This window comes from Photorhabdus akhurstii (assembly GCF_019090985.1).
GTDB lineage: Bacteria > Pseudomonadota > Gammaproteobacteria > Enterobacterales > Enterobacteriaceae > Photorhabdus > Photorhabdus akhurstii.
The window spans coordinates 228,769-246,845 of the sequence record NZ_CP020335.1 but is presented as its reverse complement, the minus strand read 5'-3'; the positions used below and the strand labels follow the sequence as shown (position 1 = coordinate 246,845).

The window sequence follows — 18,077 nt, the reverse complement described above, 5'->3', positions numbered from 1 at the left end:
GTTTATCTCCTAGCGGTTGGAAGGCCAAATAAAATCGTTACCAACCCAACCATCAAGATCGTATTCACTCATACACTGTTCAGCAAACCCTTTCAATTGATCCACTAAGCCCGAGGCTTGAGAAGCCCATAATACATCGAGTCTGGTGATTTCATGGTTGCCGGCATAATTTAGCTCGTATAATTCATGCCTGTTAGCGAATTCCGTACCAATAGAATCCCAAATCAGTTTCATGAGCTTGACTCGCTCAACTGCGCTGTAACCATTGGAGCCACGCATGTATTTATCAAGATAAGGAGACAGTTCCGGGTTGGAAAAATCGCGGGCATGAGAGTTAATATAAATCAAGGCACTGCCCAGATCCTGTTCAATAATTTCTTTTACCCTCGGGTAACCCTGCGTCATAAACCAACGATAAGCTATCCCATACTCGTACCGAGGCAATAGGGCATCTTCCCCCCAAGGCTCCGGAGATTTAATCATCGCATCACCGAGCGCCCAAAACAGATTACGCCATGACAATACTTCACCAACCCGTGTTTGCACGCCACGAAAATCCTTCGTACCTGTGGCTTCAACTCCCTTAAGGAGCAATCCAGAAATAAAATCAAGTTTAACCGCCAATCGGGTCACACCATGCAACATAGCCCGATGAAAAAAACCCGACTCAGCAAAAAATAACGAAACTTTATCTATATCTCCGTAGATAAATACGTTTTCCCAAGGAACCTTCACTTTATCCAGAATCATTATCGTATCGTTCTCATCAAATCGGGACGAGAGCGGATAATCAAAAGGACTGCCCATTTTATCTGCCGCCATTGAGTAAGAGGGACGACAAATTAATTTCACTCCTGGCGAATTCATCGGCACAGTAAAGACCAATGCAAATTCCCGTTTCTTGATTGGTAAGCCATAATGACCAATAAAGTTGTAATGACACATCGCCGATCCCGTGGCAACAACTTTAGCGCCGCTGACAATTAATCCATCATCACACTCTTTTTCAACATGAACACAAATATCACCAATTTCATCAGGTGATAAATGACGATCTATTGGCGGATTAATAATCGAGTGATTCCAGTAATACACGTTTTCTTGTGAGCGGATATACCAGTTTTTTGCATTACCCGCAAAATCACCATAAATATCCGGTCTTACGCCGAGTGAGGTAAGAAACGAAGCCTTATAATCAGGGCTTCTACCCAACCAACCATAACTCATGCGGGCCCACGCGGCGATAGCATCGCGATCAGCAATTAAATCCTGCTGTGTGTGCGGTATACGGAAAAAGGGATGTGTTACACCAACACTCCCCGTATCTGTAGCCGTAGTCAGTACATCACGATGAGCAGGATCGTGCAAAGCATCGTAAAGTTTCGCAATAGCGCGGGCTGGATTTTGGAAAGCAGGATGGTTGGCGACATTCTGAATGCGTTCACCATAAGCCCAGACTTCCCGACCATCGTTTAGCCCATCCAGAAATTCCTTTCCTGTAAGTGGGCGGGTTGTGCGGATACTACCTTCATTCGACGATTTTTGTTTCATGTTTTCTGACATAGAAGATTCCTTACATTACTTATTTGCCGGAAGATGGGTGAAAATAAACTATGTAGTGTTATTTCAAGCATCAATCAAATTGAGAAAGGAATAGAAAGGAATGACGAAAAAACATCATTATTCCATTTATAGCCATCCATTAATACATTAATTCATTCAGATGTCATTGGCTATATTGTCATGCAAGAAAATATAGATTTAATTACTATATTAATCACACAATATAATTATTAACAAATTCATACAAACACTCTAAGTTACTAATAAGAAAAACTTAGCATGAAAATTAAAATACAATTAAACAAAGATTAATCTCTTAAGTTTATTTTAATAGAATAAAACGATAACAAATAATTTATTATTCCCCTCATTTCATACCCTGAAATTATTAGAAATAACAATCAGTATAGTGACTTATTGGTATTTCTATTGTTAAATTATACAAATGTTACAAATAATAATTTCTCCTCGCTCATAACTTTTATTCACCATCTCTTGAGTGAACGCCAAAATTACGGCATAAAAGGAAGCTATAAGCCGATTAAATTGGAGTCTGATGATGAGATGGTTAAGAAAATCGCTGGTTACTCTGTTATTACTGCTAATCCTGGCCGTAATCGCTGTTTATGTCATGATGCAGACAAACTGGGGAGCGCATCAGATCAGTCAATGGCTGAGTCATCACAGCCGTTATCAGGTTCAAATCGGCAATATCGAACATAGCTGGTCACAGCCGGGCACTTTGGCATTTTCCAATATTGCCATTAGCAATCAGCAACAGACTTTCATTTTAGCGGCTCAAGTTGTCGCATTCGATTTCAACTGGCAGCAACTCACTTCCCCTCGTCATTTTCAGCGTCTGTTATTGCAACAGGGCCAATTAACCATCAAAGGCCAGCCACAATCGCTCCCTTTTAGCGCCAATATTCTGCAACTTAATCAGATGACTATTCAGTCAGAAAATGCGGACTGGCAAATTCAAGGGCAAAACATCACCGGTGGTATCACTCCCTGGAACCCACCATCAAATAAGCTGACAGGGAATGGGGAATTTCAATTCAGTGCTGACAAACTGAATTTCAATGATATTTCTCTTGAAAAAGTCATTATGCGAGGAGATAACCAGCAAAATACCCTGACTATTCGTTCATTTGGTGCAACATTGGCACAAGGTTCAATATCGGGTAATGGGCAACGCCGGCCTGATGGTAGCTGGCAGTGGGGCAATTTACTTATCAGTAATATTCGTTGGCAAACGCCAATGACACTTGAAGAGTTATTGCTAAAAGCGAACACATTACCCGCAGTCAGCATCAAAGATCTCAGCCTGACTAATGCCAAGCTGGAAGGTAAAAACTGGTCTGCTAATTATCTGGATGCCTCAGTCAAAAATGTCGGTTTGGCTAACGGACGCTGGCAAGCAAAAGAGGGCATCATTGATTTCAATGTCATGGATACGACGCTAAATGATCTCCATTTCACCGATGTTATTGGTCACCTTCTTCTCGCAGGCAATGAACTCACTATTTCTAATCTCACTTCCCGTTGGGAAAAGGGATTATTCCACGTCAAAGGACAATGGAATCACCAAACAAAACAATTCAACATCGCCAATGCAACGGTTGCCGGTTTAATTTATACCTTGCCGCAAAACTGGCATCAGTTGTTGAAAAAATCATTGCCTGAATGGATATCCGGATTTTCCATTAACGAGCTGACGATTAATAACAGCTTATTGATTGATATTAACCCCGATTTTCCATTCCAGCTTACCGCTCTCAGCGGTTATATCTATGACATGGAGTTACTGAAAGAGGGGAAATGGGGGATTTGGAGCGGCTCTTCAAATCTCAGTGCCACCAGCGCAACATTTAACAAAGTTGAATTACGTCGCCCTTACCTTAAATTACATACAGAAGGAAATAAACTGATCATCGACCAATTAGACGCTTCTACCGATGATGGATTGCTGAAAATAAAAGGCACAGTAGATCAACTGGTACAGAAGCCATTCACGTTAGATTTCCGGGGGATAGACGCAGATTTAGCGATTTTGCCTCAATGGCGGTGGGTGCCGTTGAAATTACAGGGTAAAGGCAATTTCACGCTGTTAATACAGGGAGATCTTGCTGCTGATGATATTAAAAGTACTATCGATGGTTCATTGACTGCCACGAATAAACAGTCAGGCAACGAAACTCAAGTCATTAATAAGGGGCAAATATCCACATCAAACTGTGAAACTTGTCCGGTTGTTAAGCTATAGTAACGAATATTCGGGTACATATGTGCCCGATTCAATCTTATAATAGTTATTTCCTATTTCAATCCATTAATAAAATCTCCGATCAGTATCAGCCGAAAAACCGTATTAATATTGATATGTTAAAAACGCAATTAAATTTTACCCATTGAAGTTGTGACAAGGTACAAGAAATGATGTGTATACTGCCTGAATCTATTGAAAACACGCTACAAAATTATGACCGTATTGTTGTCGGCGGCATCATCAGAGATCAAAATGGCAATATTCTGTTCTTACAACGAGCGCCTGATGAATCGCCGCCAAATCTCTGGGAAATTCCTTCTGGAGGTGTAGAAAAAGGAGAAAATCTATTACAAGCACTATCTCGTGAAATAGAAGAGGAGACCGGACTACTGCTTGATGATGTTATTGGTTTTCTCAGCGCGGTGGAATATTCTATTAAGGAGGCTCGATGCCTCCAGGTAAATTTTAATGTCAAATGCACAGGTGAAGTTAAGCTTTCGCCTGAACATGCGCAATACCAATGGAGCAATATAGCCAATTTCCGCAGTGAACTTGATGACTTTATGCTGCGTGTACTCAACGAAGCTTAATTTTATAAAAACGACTCTTATTATTGCTACCAGTGGCATATTCATGCCACTGTCAAATCTAAGCGATAGCCGTATAAGCATTCGGCAATACCATATAGGTGCCAGTAAATACCGCACCGATTCCCTGATCACCGCTGACAATCACATCTAACTTTACCCTCGCTTTACTGCCTTGCGCCAAACGAGCCAAATCGCCGCTCATATTTTTAAGATCCGCAACAGATTTTGGCCTGCCGACAACCGGTTTTTTGTAACGGATATCGGCATCAGCCAGAATGATATCACCACCTAGTTGACGTTCCTGTAACAACAGCCAGATCAATCCCCAACCGGTCAGGGTTGCCAAGGAAAACAGACTGCCGGCAAAGATAGTTTGGTGAGGATTTTGATTCCCGGCTTCCGGCATGGTGGTAATAAAGCTCTGACCGGTATATTGAGAAATGCGTACCCCCATTTTTTCACTGAGGGGAATATGTTTGTACCAAGCTTGTTGCAGTTCGTTGCACCAATCTGGCCGGTGGAGAATATCATCCAGTGTTGCAACCGGCTTTATCATCAGAAAATGGCGAACCGGGGTTGTTTGCGGGCTAGTAATTGGCCCTCGGTTTTCAAACCCCAATTTACTGAAAAACTCCACCGCATGTTCACGAGCACTGCACACGACCCGTTTAACACCTTCCTGACGGGCAACAGATTCCAGGGCCATTGCGATTAATTTTCCTAACCCTCTACCTTGCACGTTAGGATGCACTGCCAGAAAGCGGATTGCCCCTTCACTATCCGCATTGATATATAAACGCCCTACCGCCACCGGATTACCTTTCTCATCCACCACCATCTGGTGATGAGCCATCGTGTCATAACCATCTTTCTCAGAGCCTACAGGCTGATGCAATGGTTTACGCAGCATTTCCCAACGAAATCGATAATATGCTTCCAGTTCTTGTTCTGTTTCAGGTACTCGCAGATGATACATAGAAACTGCCCCTTTCTTTTGCTCATGATGTTTAATCGGGGATGGTTGCGTTCTACTGGCTATTTTTGGTTGCTAGACCTGCAACCAGAAAGTGACTGGCCCATCGTTTGTCAGGCTGACTTTCATATCGGCAGCAAACCGTCCGATTTCTGTTTTTACACCACTTTGGCGGCATTGTTCAACAAAATAGCGATATAATTCATCGGCCTTATCTGGGGCGGCGCCGCCAGAAAAACTGGGCCGCATGCCCTTTTGAGTATCGGCAGCCAGTGTAAACTGAGAAACAACTAGCAAACTGCCTCCGATTTGTTGGATATTCAAGTTCATTTTGTCCTGTTCATCACTGAATATCCGATACCCTATCACCTTCTCACACAACCGTTTTGCCTTCTGTTGATCATTTCCTTTCTCAACGCCTAGCAACACCAGCAGGCCGTGACCAATTTCCCCAACGACTTCGTTCTTAACAACAACATTTGCCTGTGTTACCCGCTGGATTAACGCGATCATATTTTTCCTTTATTTAGATAGTCGCATCAGCACGCTATCTTCTATACCCGTCATCTTTCAAGTCGCCTCTTTGTTGGCTGCACTCACTCACCCCGGTCACATCGTTATCTATGCTCCCGGGGATTCGCTCCCTTGCCGTCGCGATCCATCTTGAAATCCATTGGGTATATTATCCATTCAATCCTTCATTTTGTTCAGAGAAACCGCTTGCTTCGAAATAATCCGGCACGGTCTGCCTATCAACAACATGAACGCTATTGATCCCTAACGCCCTGGCTGCTTCCACATTTTCCAGCACATCGTCAAAAAACACGGTTTGATCCGGTGAAAAACCTTCTGTCTGAAGCACATATTTGAAAATATCAGGTTCCGGCTTACGCATTGCCAAATCCTGCGACAAATAGAGGTAATCAGCGGATGCCGCAATTTCAGGATAATTATGCGGCCAGTAATCCAGGTGCAAGCGGTTGGTGTTGGATAACACCACAACCCGGTGTCCCGCTTCACGTAATTTCTTCATTATTTGAATGATTTCAGGCCGAATATCAATAAAAATAGCATGCCATCCCGTGGCAAACTGCTCAAAACTGAGTGAAATATTCATTTCCTGACATAAAGTATCAGCGAATTCCAGATCAGTAATTTGACCACGCTCATGTTTTTCAAACGTTTCTCCCATAGAGAAACTTTTAGTCAAAGTCGCAAGAGGTGTCCCGCTCAAATTACTCCATACCGCTAAAACTCTTTTAAAATCAATCTCAATAATCACATTACCCATATCGAAGATATATAACATAATTACCCCCTGGCTAATTAATAACTTTTTACTTTAATCGTATTTTCAATTAGAAAACAGTACGGACCAGTAAAAAGCGAATCACTTCACGGTATTTTTCTTACGAAACGATAAAGTAGCACCCAGATTAAAAAAGTCGAGTAAGGTGTTATATTTATGTTGTGGTTCCTCCTCTGTATCGGCCTTCTTCTGGCTGGATATTTCATATACGGCAAAATTGTCGAAAAGATATTCACTATTCGACCAGAAAGAAAAACCCCCGCTCTTTCTATGGCTGATGGTGTTGATTATGTTGCTATGTCCACCCCAAAAGTCTGGTTAATTCAGTTACTGAATATCGCTGGCGTTGGTCCGATTTTCGGCCCGATTCTTGGCGCCCTCTATGGCCCGCTTGCTATGCTGTGGATTGTATTCGGCTGTATCTTTGCCGGTGCCGTACACGATTATTTCTCCGGTATGCTCAGTGTGCGCGCCCGCGGCGCATCCGTGCCCGTTATCGTTGGTAACGAACTGGGCAAAACCATGAAGCATTTCATGAATATATTTGCTGTTATTCTGCTGATGCTAGTTGGCGTCGTCTTTGTTTTGAGTCCAGCCGGCTTACTGAATAACTTGCTGAAAGAGGCAATGGGTTGGGATAACATTGCTATCTGGGTCGGTATTATCTTTGCTTACTATATTCTCGCAACGCTGGTTCCTATTGATAAAATCATTGGTCGCCTTTACCCACTGTTTGGTGCATTGCTGCTGTTTATGTCTGTCGCGCTGATGGTCGGTTTAGCGATGAGCGACAAGCCTTTCTATTCTCAAGGATTGGATTTCACCACTAACTTTAACCCGAAAGATCTGCCTATTTGGCCATTGCTGTTCGTCACGATTGCCTGTGGCGCTATTTCAGGTTTCCACGCCACTCAGTCTCCGCTGATGGCACGCTGTATGCAAAATGAAAAAAATGGTCGCTTCGTTTTCTACGGCGCAATGATTGGCGAAGGTATTATCGCGCTGATCTGGTGTACATTGGGCCTGAGTTTCTATGAAGATACTAACGCGTTGCAAGCCGTGATTGATCAGGGTACGGCCTCTCTGGTTGTTCACGAAGTGTCAACTTCTCTGTTAGGTACTGTCGGCGGTATTCTGGCAATCCTCGGCGTAGTGATTTTACCCATTACTTCTGGCGATACCGCGTTCCGTTCCGCCCGGCTGATTATTGCTGAATTCTTGAATATTCCTCAGCAACAAATGGCTAAACGCCTGTTATTAAGTGTGCCAATGTTTATTGTCGGCTATCTGATCACCAAAACTGACTTCAATATTATCTGGCGTTACTTTGGCTGGGCAAATCAAACCACAGCAATGGTCATGCTATGGGCTGCCTCAGCATGGTTGCTGCGCCGCAATAAATTCCATTGGATTACCACCCTGCCTGCCATGTTTATGACAGCAGTGTGCTTCACCTATCTGGCATTTGCGCCAGAAGGTTTTGCGCTAAACTGGAATATCTCCGTTGTTATCGGACTGGCAGCAATGGCAGTTGTCACAATTGCTTTCTTTGTGAAAATCCGCTCTCAATCGGCTTCCGATAATATAAACGCCGAAGCATTAAATGAGTAAAAACCCAAGAAGATATTAAATATCACAACCGCCCCTCACGATAAAAAGTCGAGGGGTTTTAATTGCCGCTCTCCTGTGCCGTGATAAGAAACATTTATTCCTTCCGCAAATATCAGACGAAATAGCACATGAATATTGACAGTTTAAGTGTTACGACCAGAAAAATGAGTGAAGAAAGTATCATTTCCCCATAGAGAATGTCTGGGATAGCTTCTTTATGAAAGCTTAATGCCCACTAAATAGTGACAAGAATAGTGACAAAAATAGTGGCAAACAATGAAAAAGAATTCATCTGGGTAGAGGGTTAATTGTAGAAAATTGGATAGTTTAAGCCCTTTAAAAGCAAATCTATGAATAGTCGTTAAATTAGGAAGTTTCCAGGCAAAGGTACGATTCGTTGTTTCTAATCGTTTCCTGCTTAACTATTAAATAAAAAACAACTCATCGAAACTCTCGCCAAATGATAATCACGCAGATCCTACTGAATAGTGGCAGACATAAATAAGATTGACTACAATTGTTATTAGCAGCACACTACGAATAGTGGGTTAAATTATACACCGTTCGAATACCATGCTTTAATAAATGTAGGTTTGTACGTTTTCAAATGCGATACCAAAGAGAGTGGCACCCATTAATGGACAACGTGCCTTTGGATAATTGATCGCTTGTATCGAAGTAAACGATCCTAAACTGAGCTTGATGAATTCCCTACCCTGAATACGGGGAAAGGTCTTGAATGTTTGTAGAAAACTGGAGAATCAACCATGTATATGTTTTTACCTTTTTTACTCGCATTATTTGCGGCTATTACCACCTTATATGGAAAGTATAAAACCAGTTATACCCTGTGGGGTCTTCTTTTGGTGACGACTGTAGCTTGGTTTATCCATCATGCAACTGATTCGTTAAATCTATCTTTTTAACGGGAGACAATCTGATGAATCAGGTATTAGCAACAAAACAACAGATAAGCGTCGGCATGATATTTAACCTCATTGGGTTATTTGCTATCAGTGCTGTTCTAACCCTTGCCTTCTATTATCAATTGGCCCTTTCAGAACTCCCTTGTCCATTATGTCTGCTACAGCGAGCGGGTATGATCATGATAGGGTTTGGTTTCCTGTTTAATCTGCGTTTTGGTATTAAAAGCGCGCATTATGCCTTGTCACTTCTCGGCTGTATCGTGACTGGCATTGTTGCGATCCGACAAGTGTTTTTACATATCACCCCCGGTGATCTCGGTTATGGTTCCGCCCTTTTTGGTATACATTTCTATACTTGGGCCCTTATTTGCTCAGTTATCGCGATTATCGGCATATCCGTCATGCTGATATTGAAAAGCCTGGAGAAAACAACCGAAGCAAAACAAAAAACGTCTGTTATCGGTCAGATTATTATCGGATTATTTGTCATATTAATTACCGCAAATTTAATCTCCACCATTTTGGAGTGTGGCGGTGGGCAGTGTGATGACAACCCAACGTTCTATCAATTGCTCGGTAAATAATTCGTTTGTTAAAAAAACTCAGGGCGCCATCGGCGCCCTAAGCATGGGTATTACAGGAAAGATTATGCTTCTTTACTGCGATAGGCACGACGGCGTTCATTTTCCGTCAGATGGCGTTTACGCAGGCGAATAGACACAGGAGTCACTTCCACCAGCTCGTCATCATCAATAAACTCCAGAGCCTGCTCCAGGGTTTTCTTAATATGTGGAGACAAGGTTGTCGCTTCGTCAGTACCAGATGCACGGACGTTAGTCAGTTTCTTACCTGTCAGACAGTTAACTGTCAGGTCATTAGAACGAGAATGAATACCAATAACCTGGCCTTCATACACTTCCGCACCATGACCAAGGAACAATTTGCCGCGATCCTGTAAGCTGTAAAGTGCATAAGCAACCGCTTTACCTTGACCATTGGAAATCATCACGCCGTTCTGACGGCGACCGATTTCACCCGCGCGAATATCATCATAGTGGCTGAATGTCGCATACAGCAGACCGGTACCAGAGGTCATCGTCAGGAACTCAGTACGGAAGCCAATTAGACCACGGCTTGGAATAACATAATCAAGGCGCACACGGCCTTTACCGTCTGGCAGCATATCGCGCAGATCCGCTTTACGCTCACCCAACGCCTGCATCACATCTCCCTGATGCTGCTCTTCAATATCCAGCGTCACCTGCTCGAAAGGTTCTTGCTTGCGACCATCGATCTCACGGAAGATAACTTTCGGACGGGATACCGCCAGTTCAAAACCTTCACGGCGCATGTTCTCAATCAGAACAGATAAGTGCAATTCACCACGGCCAGAAACACGGAACGCATCTGGATCTTCTGTCTCTTCAACACGCAAGGCGACATTGTGAACCAGCTCTTTCTTCAAACGCTCAAGGATTTGGCGTGAGGTGACATATTTACCTTCACGGCCACAGAAAGGGGAGGTGTTAACACAGAAATACATGCTCACCGTCGGCTCATCAACCGCCAGCGGCGGCAGTGCTTCAACAGCATTCGTATCACACAGCGTATCGGAAATATTCAGCTCACCCAGACCGGTAATCGCAACGATATCGCCCGCTTCCGCTTGCTCACTCTCGATACGCTCCAGCCCTAAGTGGCCCAGTACCTTACCGATTTTACCGTTCCGGGTTTTACCTTCGCCATCAATAATCGTAACGTTCTGGTTTGGCTTAACAGTACCGCGCTTGATACGACCAATGCCGATAACACCAACATAGTTATTATAGTCAAGCTGGGAAATCTGCATCTGGAATGCACCATTCAGGTCAACTTTCGGCGGCTCTACATGATCGACGATCGCCTGATACAACGGCGTCATATCTTCCGCCATATCTTCATGATCAGTACCGGCAATTCCCATCAACGCCGATGCATAGATAATGGGGAAGTCCAGTTGTTCATCAGTGGCGCCCAGGTTAACAAACAGGTCAAACACCTGATCCACAACCCAATCAGGGCGGGCGCCAGGACGGTCAACTTTGTTAATGACCACAATCGGTTTCAAACCATGAGCGAACGCTTTCTGTGTCACAAAACGGGTCTGAGGCATTGGCCCGTCCATAGCATCGACCAGCAATAATACGCTGTCGACCATAGACATAACACGTTCTACTTCACCGCCGAAATCGGCATGTCCCGGAGTGTCTACGATATTAATACGGTAGTCATTCCATTTAATGGCGGTATTTTTTGCGAGGATAGTAATTCCACGCTCTTTCTCCAAATCATTGGAATCCATCACACGCTCTGTCGCTGTCGCACGGTCACCGAAAGTACCGGATTGTTGCAGCAGCTTGTCAACCAGGGTCGTTTTACCGTGGTCAACGTGCGCGATAATGGCGATATTACGCAATTTTTCGATCACAAACTTTGCCTCAGGCATTTATAGAAATGGCGCGCTATTGTACACACATTGGTCGAAGGACTAAACAGGATCACAATAATCTATGCTTAACAACTTGATAACAATGAAATTGTGATCCCTTTCACGCCCATAAATAGACGCATTTTTGACATAAACGCACTAATATTGTGCGTCTCAGTTATATGATTGCACCAATACAGTGCAATTTCTCCAAATATTCCGGTATCCCATCACCGGGATACCCACGATACAGTATATTGCAAGGTGTTAAAAAGTTGGCATGCTTTTCGCAAACGTTTTTCGTGATTGCAAACGTATAAATAGCCTTGTTAAGGTAAAACGATGTGATTGTGTTTTCTTTTAGTCTTAATCACGACAATTTTATCAAGACCAACACAAACCAGGAGAAACCGAGTATGTCCGTTGAACATGTTTTAACCATGATTGAAGAGCATCAGGTGAAGTTTATCGATCTGCGTTTCACTGATACCAAAGGCAAAGAACAACATATGACCATCCCTGCTCATCAGGTTAATGCAGACTTCTTTGAAGATGGCAAAATGTTTGACGGATCTTCAATTAGCGGTTGGAAAGGGATTAACGAATCCGACATGGTGCTAATGCCAGATACCAGCACCGCCATGCTTGATCCCTTCTTTGACGATGCCACACTTATTTTACGTTGTGACATTCTGGAACCAGGCACCATGCAAGGCTACGACCGCGATCCCCGTTCCATCTCCAAACGTGCTGAAAACTTCCTGCGTTCAAGCGGCATTGCAGATACTGTCCTGTGCGGGCCAGAACCTGAGTTTTTCCTGTTTGATGACGTACGCTTCAGTAGTGCCATGTCCCATTCTTACTATCACATCGATGATATCGAAGCTGCATGGAATTCCGGGACGCAGTACGAAGGCGGCAACAAAGGCCATCGGCCTGCGGTAAAAGGCGGTTATGCTCCGCTGCCTCCCGTTGATTCCTCTCAGGATTTACGTTCAGCGATGTGCCTGACAATGGAAGAGATGGGGTTGGTTGTGGAAGCTCACCATCATGAAGTGGGAACAGCAGGTCAAAATGAAATCGCGACCCGCTTTAACACCATGACCAAAAAAGCTGACGAAACCCAGATTTACAAATACGTCGTACATAATGTCGCGCACAATTTCGGCAAGACCGCCACCTTTATGCCAAAACCTCTGGTCGGCGATAATGGCTCGGGTATGCACTGCCATATGTCTCTATCCAAAAACGGCACTAACTTGTTTGCCGGTGACAAATACGGCGGTTTGTCCGAACTAGCGTTGTTCTACATTGGCGGTATTATCAAACATGCCCGTGCACTAAACGCGTTTACCAACCCGACAACCAACTCTTATAAACGTCTGGTTCCGGGCTATGAAGCACCGGTTATGCTGGCCTACTCCGCCCGTAACCGTTCGGCGTCCATCCGTATTCCCGTTGTTGCCAGCACTAAAGCTCGCCGTATTGAAATACGTTTCCCTGATCCGGCGGCTAACCCTTATCTGGCATTCGCCGCTCAATTGATGGCTGGCCTTGACGGCATCATCAACAAAATCCATCCGGGCGATGCGATGGATAAAAACCTGTATGACCTGCCACCGGAAGAAGCCAAAGAGATCCCTACTGTCGCTTCTTCTCTAGAGGACGCATTGGCGGCATTGGATGCCGATCGTGAATTCTTGACCCGTGGCGGTGTATTCACCGATGACACCATTGATGCTTATATTGACTTGAAAAACAGTGAAATAGAACGTGTCCGTCTGACACCGCATCCACTGGAGTTTGAACTCTATTACAGTGTGTAATTAGCAGCGCCGTTTCCGCTGATCATTTTTTGTTGCCGTGAAACCTTTAGCCCATCTTCGGATGGACCCTTTTCCTGCTATATAAATTTCAGGCTTTGACTGGGTTTCATGCTCGAACATGATAAAGTGCACCAAAAAGGTGCAGGAGTGTGGATGAAAACGGAAAATCTGCCCGACAGCGGGCAAATATTAAATTCACTCATTAACAGTGTATTGGTACTGGATACGGATCTCGTCATCCGTTATGCCAACCATGCAGCACTACAATTATTTGCTCAGAGTGCCCGTAAACTATTCGGTACACCTCTTCCGGTACTGTTTAGTTATTTCTCACTGGATACAGAATTGATGCGCTCTAGCCTGGTCAGCGGCCAGAGTTTTACTGATAACGAAGTAACGTTAGTGGTTGATAACCGCTTTCACATTATGTCGCTCAGTGCCCAACCGATTTCCGAGCAGTTCATCTTGCTGGAACTGGCGCCTATGGACAGTCAACGCCGGTTAAGCCAAGAGCAGGTACAACAAGCTCAGCAGATAGCCGCACGGGAATTGGTTCGGGGGCTGGCGCACGAAATCAAAAACCCCCTTGGTGGATTGAGGGGAGCCGCGCAATTACTGTCAAAAGCACTGCCTGACCCTGCGTTGCAGGAATACACCCAAGTGATTATTGAACAAGCCGACCGATTACGCCATCTGGTAGACAGATTGCTTGGCCCACAGCATCCGGGTGAACGAATTAAACAAAGCATTCATTATGTCGCTGAACGGGTGTCTCAGTTAGTCTCACTGGAAATGCCGGATAACATCACACTGGTAAAAGATTACGATCCCAGTTTGCCAGAACTGGCCCACTATCCTGATCAAATTGAACAGGTGCTACTGAATATCACCCGTAATGCCTTGCAAGCGCTAGGAAAACAGGGAGGGACCATTACCCTCCGCACTCGTACTGCTTTTCAAATTACCTTGCATGGTAAGCGCTATCGTCTGGCTGCCAGAATTGACGTGGAAGACAACGGGCCAGGTATCCCGCCACAAATTCAGGACACCTTGTTTTACCCAATGGTCAGCGCCCATGAAGGTGGAACAGGTCTTGGCCTATCCATTGCTCGCAATTTAATAGACCAACATTCCGGCAAAATAGAATTTACCAGTTGGCCGGGGCACACAGAATTTTCTATCTACTTACCAATTAAGAAATAGAGGATAACGATGCAACAGGGAAAAATCTGGATCGTCGATGATGACAGTTCAATCCGCTGGGTACTGGAGCGAGCGTTAAGTAACGCGGGGATGGAATGTACCAGTTTTGCAGACGCTGACAGCGCACTGACCGCGCTGGCCCAAAACATACCTGATGTACTGATTTCGGATATCCGTATGCCGGGGATGAATGGACTAAACCTGCTGAATAATATCAAACAGAGCAATCCGTTACTGCCGGTCATCATTATGACCGCCCATTCTGATCTGGATGCCGCAGTCAGCGCTTATCAACAAGGGGCTTTTGATTACTTACCAAAACCCTTTGATATTGACGAAGCCGTTGCCTTGCTGGAACGAGCGCTTAGCCACTCCCGCGATCAGAATCAATCAATTAAAAGTCCACAGATCATCACCTCTGTTTCAGACATGATAGGCGAAGCGCCTGCCATGCAGGATGTTTACCGCATTATCGGCCGCCTCTCCCGTTCCTCTATCAGCGTCTTGATTAATGGCGAATCCGGTACCGGTAAAGAGCTGGTGGCCCATGCGCTGCATCGTCACAGCCCACGGGCCAATGAGCCATTTATTGCCCTTAACATGGCAGCCATTCCTAAAGATTTGATTGAGTCAGAGCTATTTGGTCATGAGAAAGGGGCTTTTACCGGCGCTAATCAGGTACGTCATGGTCGGTTTGAACAGGCCAATCGTGGTTCACTGTTTCTTGATGAAATTGGCGATATGCCTCTGGACATACAGACTCGTCTGTTACGGGTATTGGCAGAAGGCCAGTTCTACCGGATTGGCGGCTATGCTCCGGTGAAAGTGGATGTACGGATTATCGCGGCAACCCATCAGGATCTGGAACGTTTGGTACAGAAAGGCAAATTCCGTGAAGATCTCTATCACCGCCTCAATGTTATTCGTATGCAATTACCGCCCTTACGCGACAGAGTGGAGGATATCCCTCGCCTGACTCGCCATTTCCTACAACAGACCGCCAAAGAATTGGGCGTAGAAACCAAGATTCTCCATCGTGACGCAGAAATGGCCTTAACGCGTTTACCCTGGCCGGGCAATGTTCGCCAGTTGGAAAACATCTGCCGTTGGCTGACTGTGATGGCAGCAAGCCAAGAGGTGCTGGTACAAGATTTGCCGCCTGAATTATTTGAACCCCACCATACCGAAACCAGCGCGACAACATCTGTAAATACCGTACCTACAAATACAGTACCCGCAAATACGACATCTACAAACACGATACCGGAAAACTGGTCGCAGCTACTTGCCCAGTGGGCAACAAGTGCTTTGGAAAATGGTCAACAGGATCTGCTATCTGAAGCATTACCGTTATTGGAGCGTACCTTACTTGATTGCGCACTTAAGCATACCAAAGGCCATAAACAAGATGCTGCACGATTGCTAGGTTGGGGACGCAATACTATTACACGGAAGTTAAAAGAACTCGGGTTGGAGTAAGGAGATAATATCTCCAACCCTATAACCATTTTGTGGAATTTAATATATCAAATTCCCCATTAGCAGGATTAAATAACCGATCTCGATCACATTTTATATTATCTATTCAGACAAGAAAACAATAACTCATTAAAATAGTTTAATAATCAAATTATTTAATCATCAAAATCACTTATGGGAAGTCGTTTTCTTTATTACCGAAACCTGACAGGGCTTATCCTGCTGGCAATCTCCAAGCTGGTCTATGCTTCAACACCGATCAGCCCTGCGGCTCAAGAAACGATCATGCAACAACAAAAAGCATTGCTGCAACAAGCCCAACAGCAACGGGAAACACTGCGCAACAACATCACCTTACCGCCATCACCCGATGTAGCGCCGAGTACCGTGGAATCTATCTGCCACACCATTCACCGGATTGAATTTGACGGCGCAAAAAGCCTGCCTCGATCAGTCAAAGAGCACTTAACCCACCCTTATTTATCCCACTGCTTATCTTTGCAGGACATTAATGCATTGGTACGAAAAACCACTCATGCCTATATTGAACGGGGTTATATCACTTCCCGAGCCAGACTCAGAGCACAGGATTTATCCTCCGGTATTCTCATGATTACGGTCAATGAAGGCAAAGTTGAATCAGTCAGTTTGGACGGTGAAACCCCTCTCTCGTTGAAAATGGCTTTTCCGAGCATAGTGGGTAAAACGCTTAACCTGCGAGATATTGAACAAGGCATGGAACGTTTAAACCGCCTGCCGTCTCAACAAGTGACCATTGATATTCAGCCGGGAAAAGAATTGGGTTATTCCGCGATTATCTTAAAACGAACATCGATTCGCTTACCCGTTAGCGCCAGTTTGGGAGCGGATAACAGCGGTCAAAAAAGTACCGGCGCCGGGCAAATCAATGCCAGCGTGAATCTGGATAATCCATTACACCTTGCGGACCGGTGGTCATTATCCGCCAGCCGTAACAGTGACTTCCGCAATAGCCATCAAAGCCGCAGCCTCTCTGCCAATGTGACGGTTCCTTATGGTTACTGGTTATTCAGTTATCAATATGCATGGAATGATTCTTTTCAGAGTATCCCGACGGATTCACAAACCTATCGTTACACAGGTGACAGCCTGACTCACCGGCTGGCAGTCAACCGAACGTTATATCGTGATGGAAAACAGAAACTAGCATTGGATATGGGGCTGACACGCCGTCAGACCACCAATTTACTGGCAGAAGAAACATTATCCATCAGCAGCCCGATACTAAGCATCATCAATCTTGGCGTTAATTACAGCACCGTGCTGGCGGGGAGCTATGTCACTTTTAACTCGATGGTGAGTCACGGTTTACCAGCATTTGGCGCCACCAAAGATGATCCACGTTTTCCAGATGCGCCACGCAGTCAATTTCGCAAATTCAGTCTGAGCGCCAGCTATTTCATGCCTGTCACAGGCTCCGTTTATTACCTCTCATCAATTTACGGCCAGACCACGCCAGACAACCTTTACGCCAGCGAACGTCTCTCTCTGGGCGGACAATATTCCGTTCGGGGATTCAAAGAGCAATATCTTACCGGCAACCGCGGAGGATATTGGCGCAACGAGTTGAACTGGCGGATATCAGAGCTTCCTATCTTAGGCGAACTCGCGTTAACCGGAGCGCTGGATACTGGCTGGTTACAAAAGAAAACCGGACAAATCGAAGGCGGCAATGTTACTGGAACGGCTCTCGGCTTAACACTGACTCACCCGGGATTCAACCAGACCATCACTATTGGGAAACCCCTCATTCACCCTGATCATCTAAGGCCGGATCACTGGGCCGCTTATTGGTCAGTATCACTCACTTTGTAACACTTAA

Annotated in this window: 14 protein-coding genes; 9 read left to right on the top strand and 5 right to left on the bottom strand. The window is 44.8% G+C overall.

Annotation, left to right across the window (positions count from 1 at the left end):
- Nucleotides 1–9: 9 nt before the first annotated feature.
- Nucleotides 10–1,551 carry a 4-hydroxyphenylacetate 3-hydroxylase family protein gene (locus tag B0X70_RS01050; protein WP_418889060.1) on the bottom strand — a complete coding sequence of 514 codons (1,542 nt, stop codon included), beginning with the start codon at nucleotides 1,549–1,551 and terminating at the stop codon, nucleotides 10–12.
- 568 nt (nucleotides 1,552–2,119) lie between these two features.
- On the opposite strand from B0X70_RS01050, the gene B0X70_RS01045 reads away from it, so the two are divergent.
- Together B0X70_RS01045 and B0X70_RS01040 are read left to right on the top strand one after the other, a co-directional pair.
- Nucleotides 2,120–3,829, top strand: a complete 1,710-nt coding sequence (locus B0X70_RS01045; RefSeq protein WP_246593401.1) for an AsmA family protein — start codon at nucleotides 2,120–2,122, stop codon at nucleotides 3,827–3,829.
- Nucleotides 3,830–3,999: 170 nt separating this feature from the next.
- A complete protein-coding gene (locus tag B0X70_RS01040) occupies nucleotides 4,000–4,422 on the top strand; it encodes an NUDIX domain-containing protein (protein ID WP_036778425.1) in 423 nt (140 codons plus the stop codon).
- Between the two features lie 58 nt (nucleotides 4,423–4,480).
- On the opposite strand, the gene fabY is transcribed toward B0X70_RS01040, so the two are convergent.
- The 3 genes from fabY to yihX all read right to left on the bottom strand — a co-directional run bounded on the left by fabY (nucleotide 4,481) and on the right by yihX (nucleotide 6,704).
- On the bottom strand, nucleotides 4,481–5,398 hold the full coding sequence (gene fabY / locus B0X70_RS01035) for a fatty acid biosynthesis protein FabY (RefSeq protein WP_046394769.1): 918 nt from the start codon (nucleotides 5,396–5,398) through the stop codon (nucleotides 4,481–4,483).
- A 72-nt stretch (nucleotides 5,399–5,470) separates the two neighbouring features.
- Entirely contained in the window at nucleotides 5,471–5,908 is a 438-nt protein-coding gene (gene dtd / locus B0X70_RS01030; protein WP_217470679.1) for a D-aminoacyl-tRNA deacylase, read from the bottom strand.
- A gap of 169 nt (nucleotides 5,909–6,077) precedes the next feature.
- Complete coding sequence (gene yihX, locus B0X70_RS01025; protein ID WP_036813763.1) at nucleotides 6,078–6,704, bottom strand: glucose-1-phosphatase; 627 nt, start codon at nucleotides 6,702–6,704, stop codon at nucleotides 6,078–6,080.
- Nucleotides 6,705–6,860: 156 nt separating this feature from the next.
- Between yihX and B0X70_RS01020 the strand changes: the two genes are divergently transcribed.
- The 3 genes from B0X70_RS01020 (at nucleotide 6,861) to B0X70_RS01015 (ending at nucleotide 9,825) form a co-directional block, all read left to right on the top strand.
- The gene (locus B0X70_RS01020; RefSeq protein ID WP_105397653.1) at nucleotides 6,861–8,315 is read left to right on the top strand and encodes a carbon starvation CstA family protein; all 1,455 of its coding nucleotides are present in this window, start codon (nucleotides 6,861–6,863) and stop codon (nucleotides 8,313–8,315) included.
- Between the two features lie 767 nt (nucleotides 8,316–9,082).
- Nucleotides 9,083–9,241: a DUF5993 family protein gene (locus B0X70_RS24940; protein WP_219847094.1), complete on the top strand. Its 159-nt coding sequence runs from the start codon at nucleotides 9,083–9,085 to the stop codon at nucleotides 9,239–9,241.
- Nucleotides 9,242–9,255: 14 nt separating this feature from the next.
- On the top strand, nucleotides 9,256–9,825 hold the full coding sequence (locus B0X70_RS01015; RefSeq protein ID WP_217470678.1) for a disulfide bond formation protein B: 570 nt from the start codon (nucleotides 9,256–9,258) through the stop codon (nucleotides 9,823–9,825).
- A gap of 62 nt (nucleotides 9,826–9,887) precedes the next feature.
- Here B0X70_RS01015 and typA read toward each other — a convergent pair whose 3' ends face one another.
- Nucleotides 9,888–11,726 (bottom strand): ribosome-dependent GTPase TypA, encoded by a 1,839-nt coding sequence (gene typA, locus B0X70_RS01010; RefSeq protein ID WP_036778438.1) that lies wholly within the window; start codon nucleotides 11,724–11,726, stop codon nucleotides 9,888–9,890.
- A 398-nt stretch (nucleotides 11,727–12,124) separates the two neighbouring features.
- Between typA and glnA the strand changes: the two genes are divergently transcribed.
- The 4 genes from glnA to B0X70_RS00990 all read left to right on the top strand — a co-directional run bounded on the left by glnA (nucleotide 12,125) and on the right by B0X70_RS00990 (nucleotide 18,070).
- On the top strand, nucleotides 12,125–13,534 hold the full coding sequence (gene glnA, locus B0X70_RS01005; protein ID WP_217470677.1) for a glutamate--ammonia ligase: 1,410 nt from the start codon (nucleotides 12,125–12,127) through the stop codon (nucleotides 13,532–13,534).
- A 153-nt stretch (nucleotides 13,535–13,687) separates the two neighbouring features.
- A complete protein-coding gene (gene glnL, locus B0X70_RS01000) occupies nucleotides 13,688–14,737 on the top strand; it encodes a nitrogen regulation protein NR(II) (RefSeq protein WP_217470676.1) in 1,050 nt (349 codons plus the stop codon).
- 9 nt (nucleotides 14,738–14,746) lie between these two features.
- A complete protein-coding gene (glnG, locus tag B0X70_RS00995) occupies nucleotides 14,747–16,216 on the top strand; it encodes a nitrogen regulation protein NR(I) (RefSeq protein ID WP_217470675.1) in 1,470 nt (489 codons plus the stop codon).
- Between the two features lie 174 nt (nucleotides 16,217–16,390).
- The gene (locus tag B0X70_RS00990) at nucleotides 16,391–18,070 is read left to right on the top strand and encodes a ShlB/FhaC/HecB family hemolysin secretion/activation protein (protein ID WP_217470674.1); all 1,680 of its coding nucleotides are present in this window, start codon (nucleotides 16,391–16,393) and stop codon (nucleotides 18,068–18,070) included.
- Nucleotides 18,071–18,077 lie beyond the last annotated feature (7 nt).

Excerpts from the sequence above, each read along its gene's own strand:
- B0X70_RS01020 (WP_105397653.1), top strand. The coding sequence starts at position 6,861 with ATGTTGTGGTTCCTCCTCTGTATCGGCCTTCTTCTGGCTGGATATTTC.
- typA (WP_036778438.1), bottom strand. The coding sequence starts at position 11,726 with ATGCCTGAGGCAAAGTTTGTGATCGAAAAATTGCGTAATATCGCCATT.
- yihX (WP_036813763.1), bottom strand. The coding sequence starts at position 6,704 with ATGTTATATATCTTCGATATGGGTAATGTGATTATTGAGATTGATTTT.
- B0X70_RS01045 (WP_246593401.1), top strand. The coding sequence starts at position 2,120 with ATGATGAGATGGTTAAGAAAATCGCTGGTTACTCTGTTATTACTGCTA.
- fabY (WP_046394769.1), bottom strand. The coding sequence starts at position 5,398 with ATGTATCATCTGCGAGTACCTGAAACAGAACAAGAACTGGAAGCATAT.
- glnG (WP_217470675.1), top strand. The coding sequence starts at position 14,747 with ATGCAACAGGGAAAAATCTGGATCGTCGATGATGACAGTTCAATCCGC.
- dtd (WP_217470679.1), bottom strand. The coding sequence starts at position 5,908 with ATGATCGCGTTAATCCAGCGGGTAACACAGGCAAATGTTGTTGTTAAG.
- B0X70_RS01050 (WP_418889060.1), bottom strand. The coding sequence starts at position 1,551 with ATGAAACAAAAATCGTCGAATGAAGGTAGTATCCGCACAACCCGCCCA.
- B0X70_RS01015 (WP_217470678.1), top strand. The coding sequence starts at position 9,256 with ATGAATCAGGTATTAGCAACAAAACAACAGATAAGCGTCGGCATGATA.
- B0X70_RS01040 (WP_036778425.1), top strand. The coding sequence starts at position 4,000 with ATGATGTGTATACTGCCTGAATCTATTGAAAACACGCTACAAAATTAT.
- B0X70_RS24940 (WP_219847094.1), top strand. The coding sequence starts at position 9,083 with ATGTATATGTTTTTACCTTTTTTACTCGCATTATTTGCGGCTATTACC.
- glnL (WP_217470676.1), top strand. The coding sequence starts at position 13,688 with ATGAAAACGGAAAATCTGCCCGACAGCGGGCAAATATTAAATTCACTC.
- glnA (WP_217470677.1), top strand. The coding sequence starts at position 12,125 with ATGTCCGTTGAACATGTTTTAACCATGATTGAAGAGCATCAGGTGAAG.
- B0X70_RS00990 (WP_217470674.1), top strand. The coding sequence starts at position 16,391 with ATGGGAAGTCGTTTTCTTTATTACCGAAACCTGACAGGGCTTATCCTG.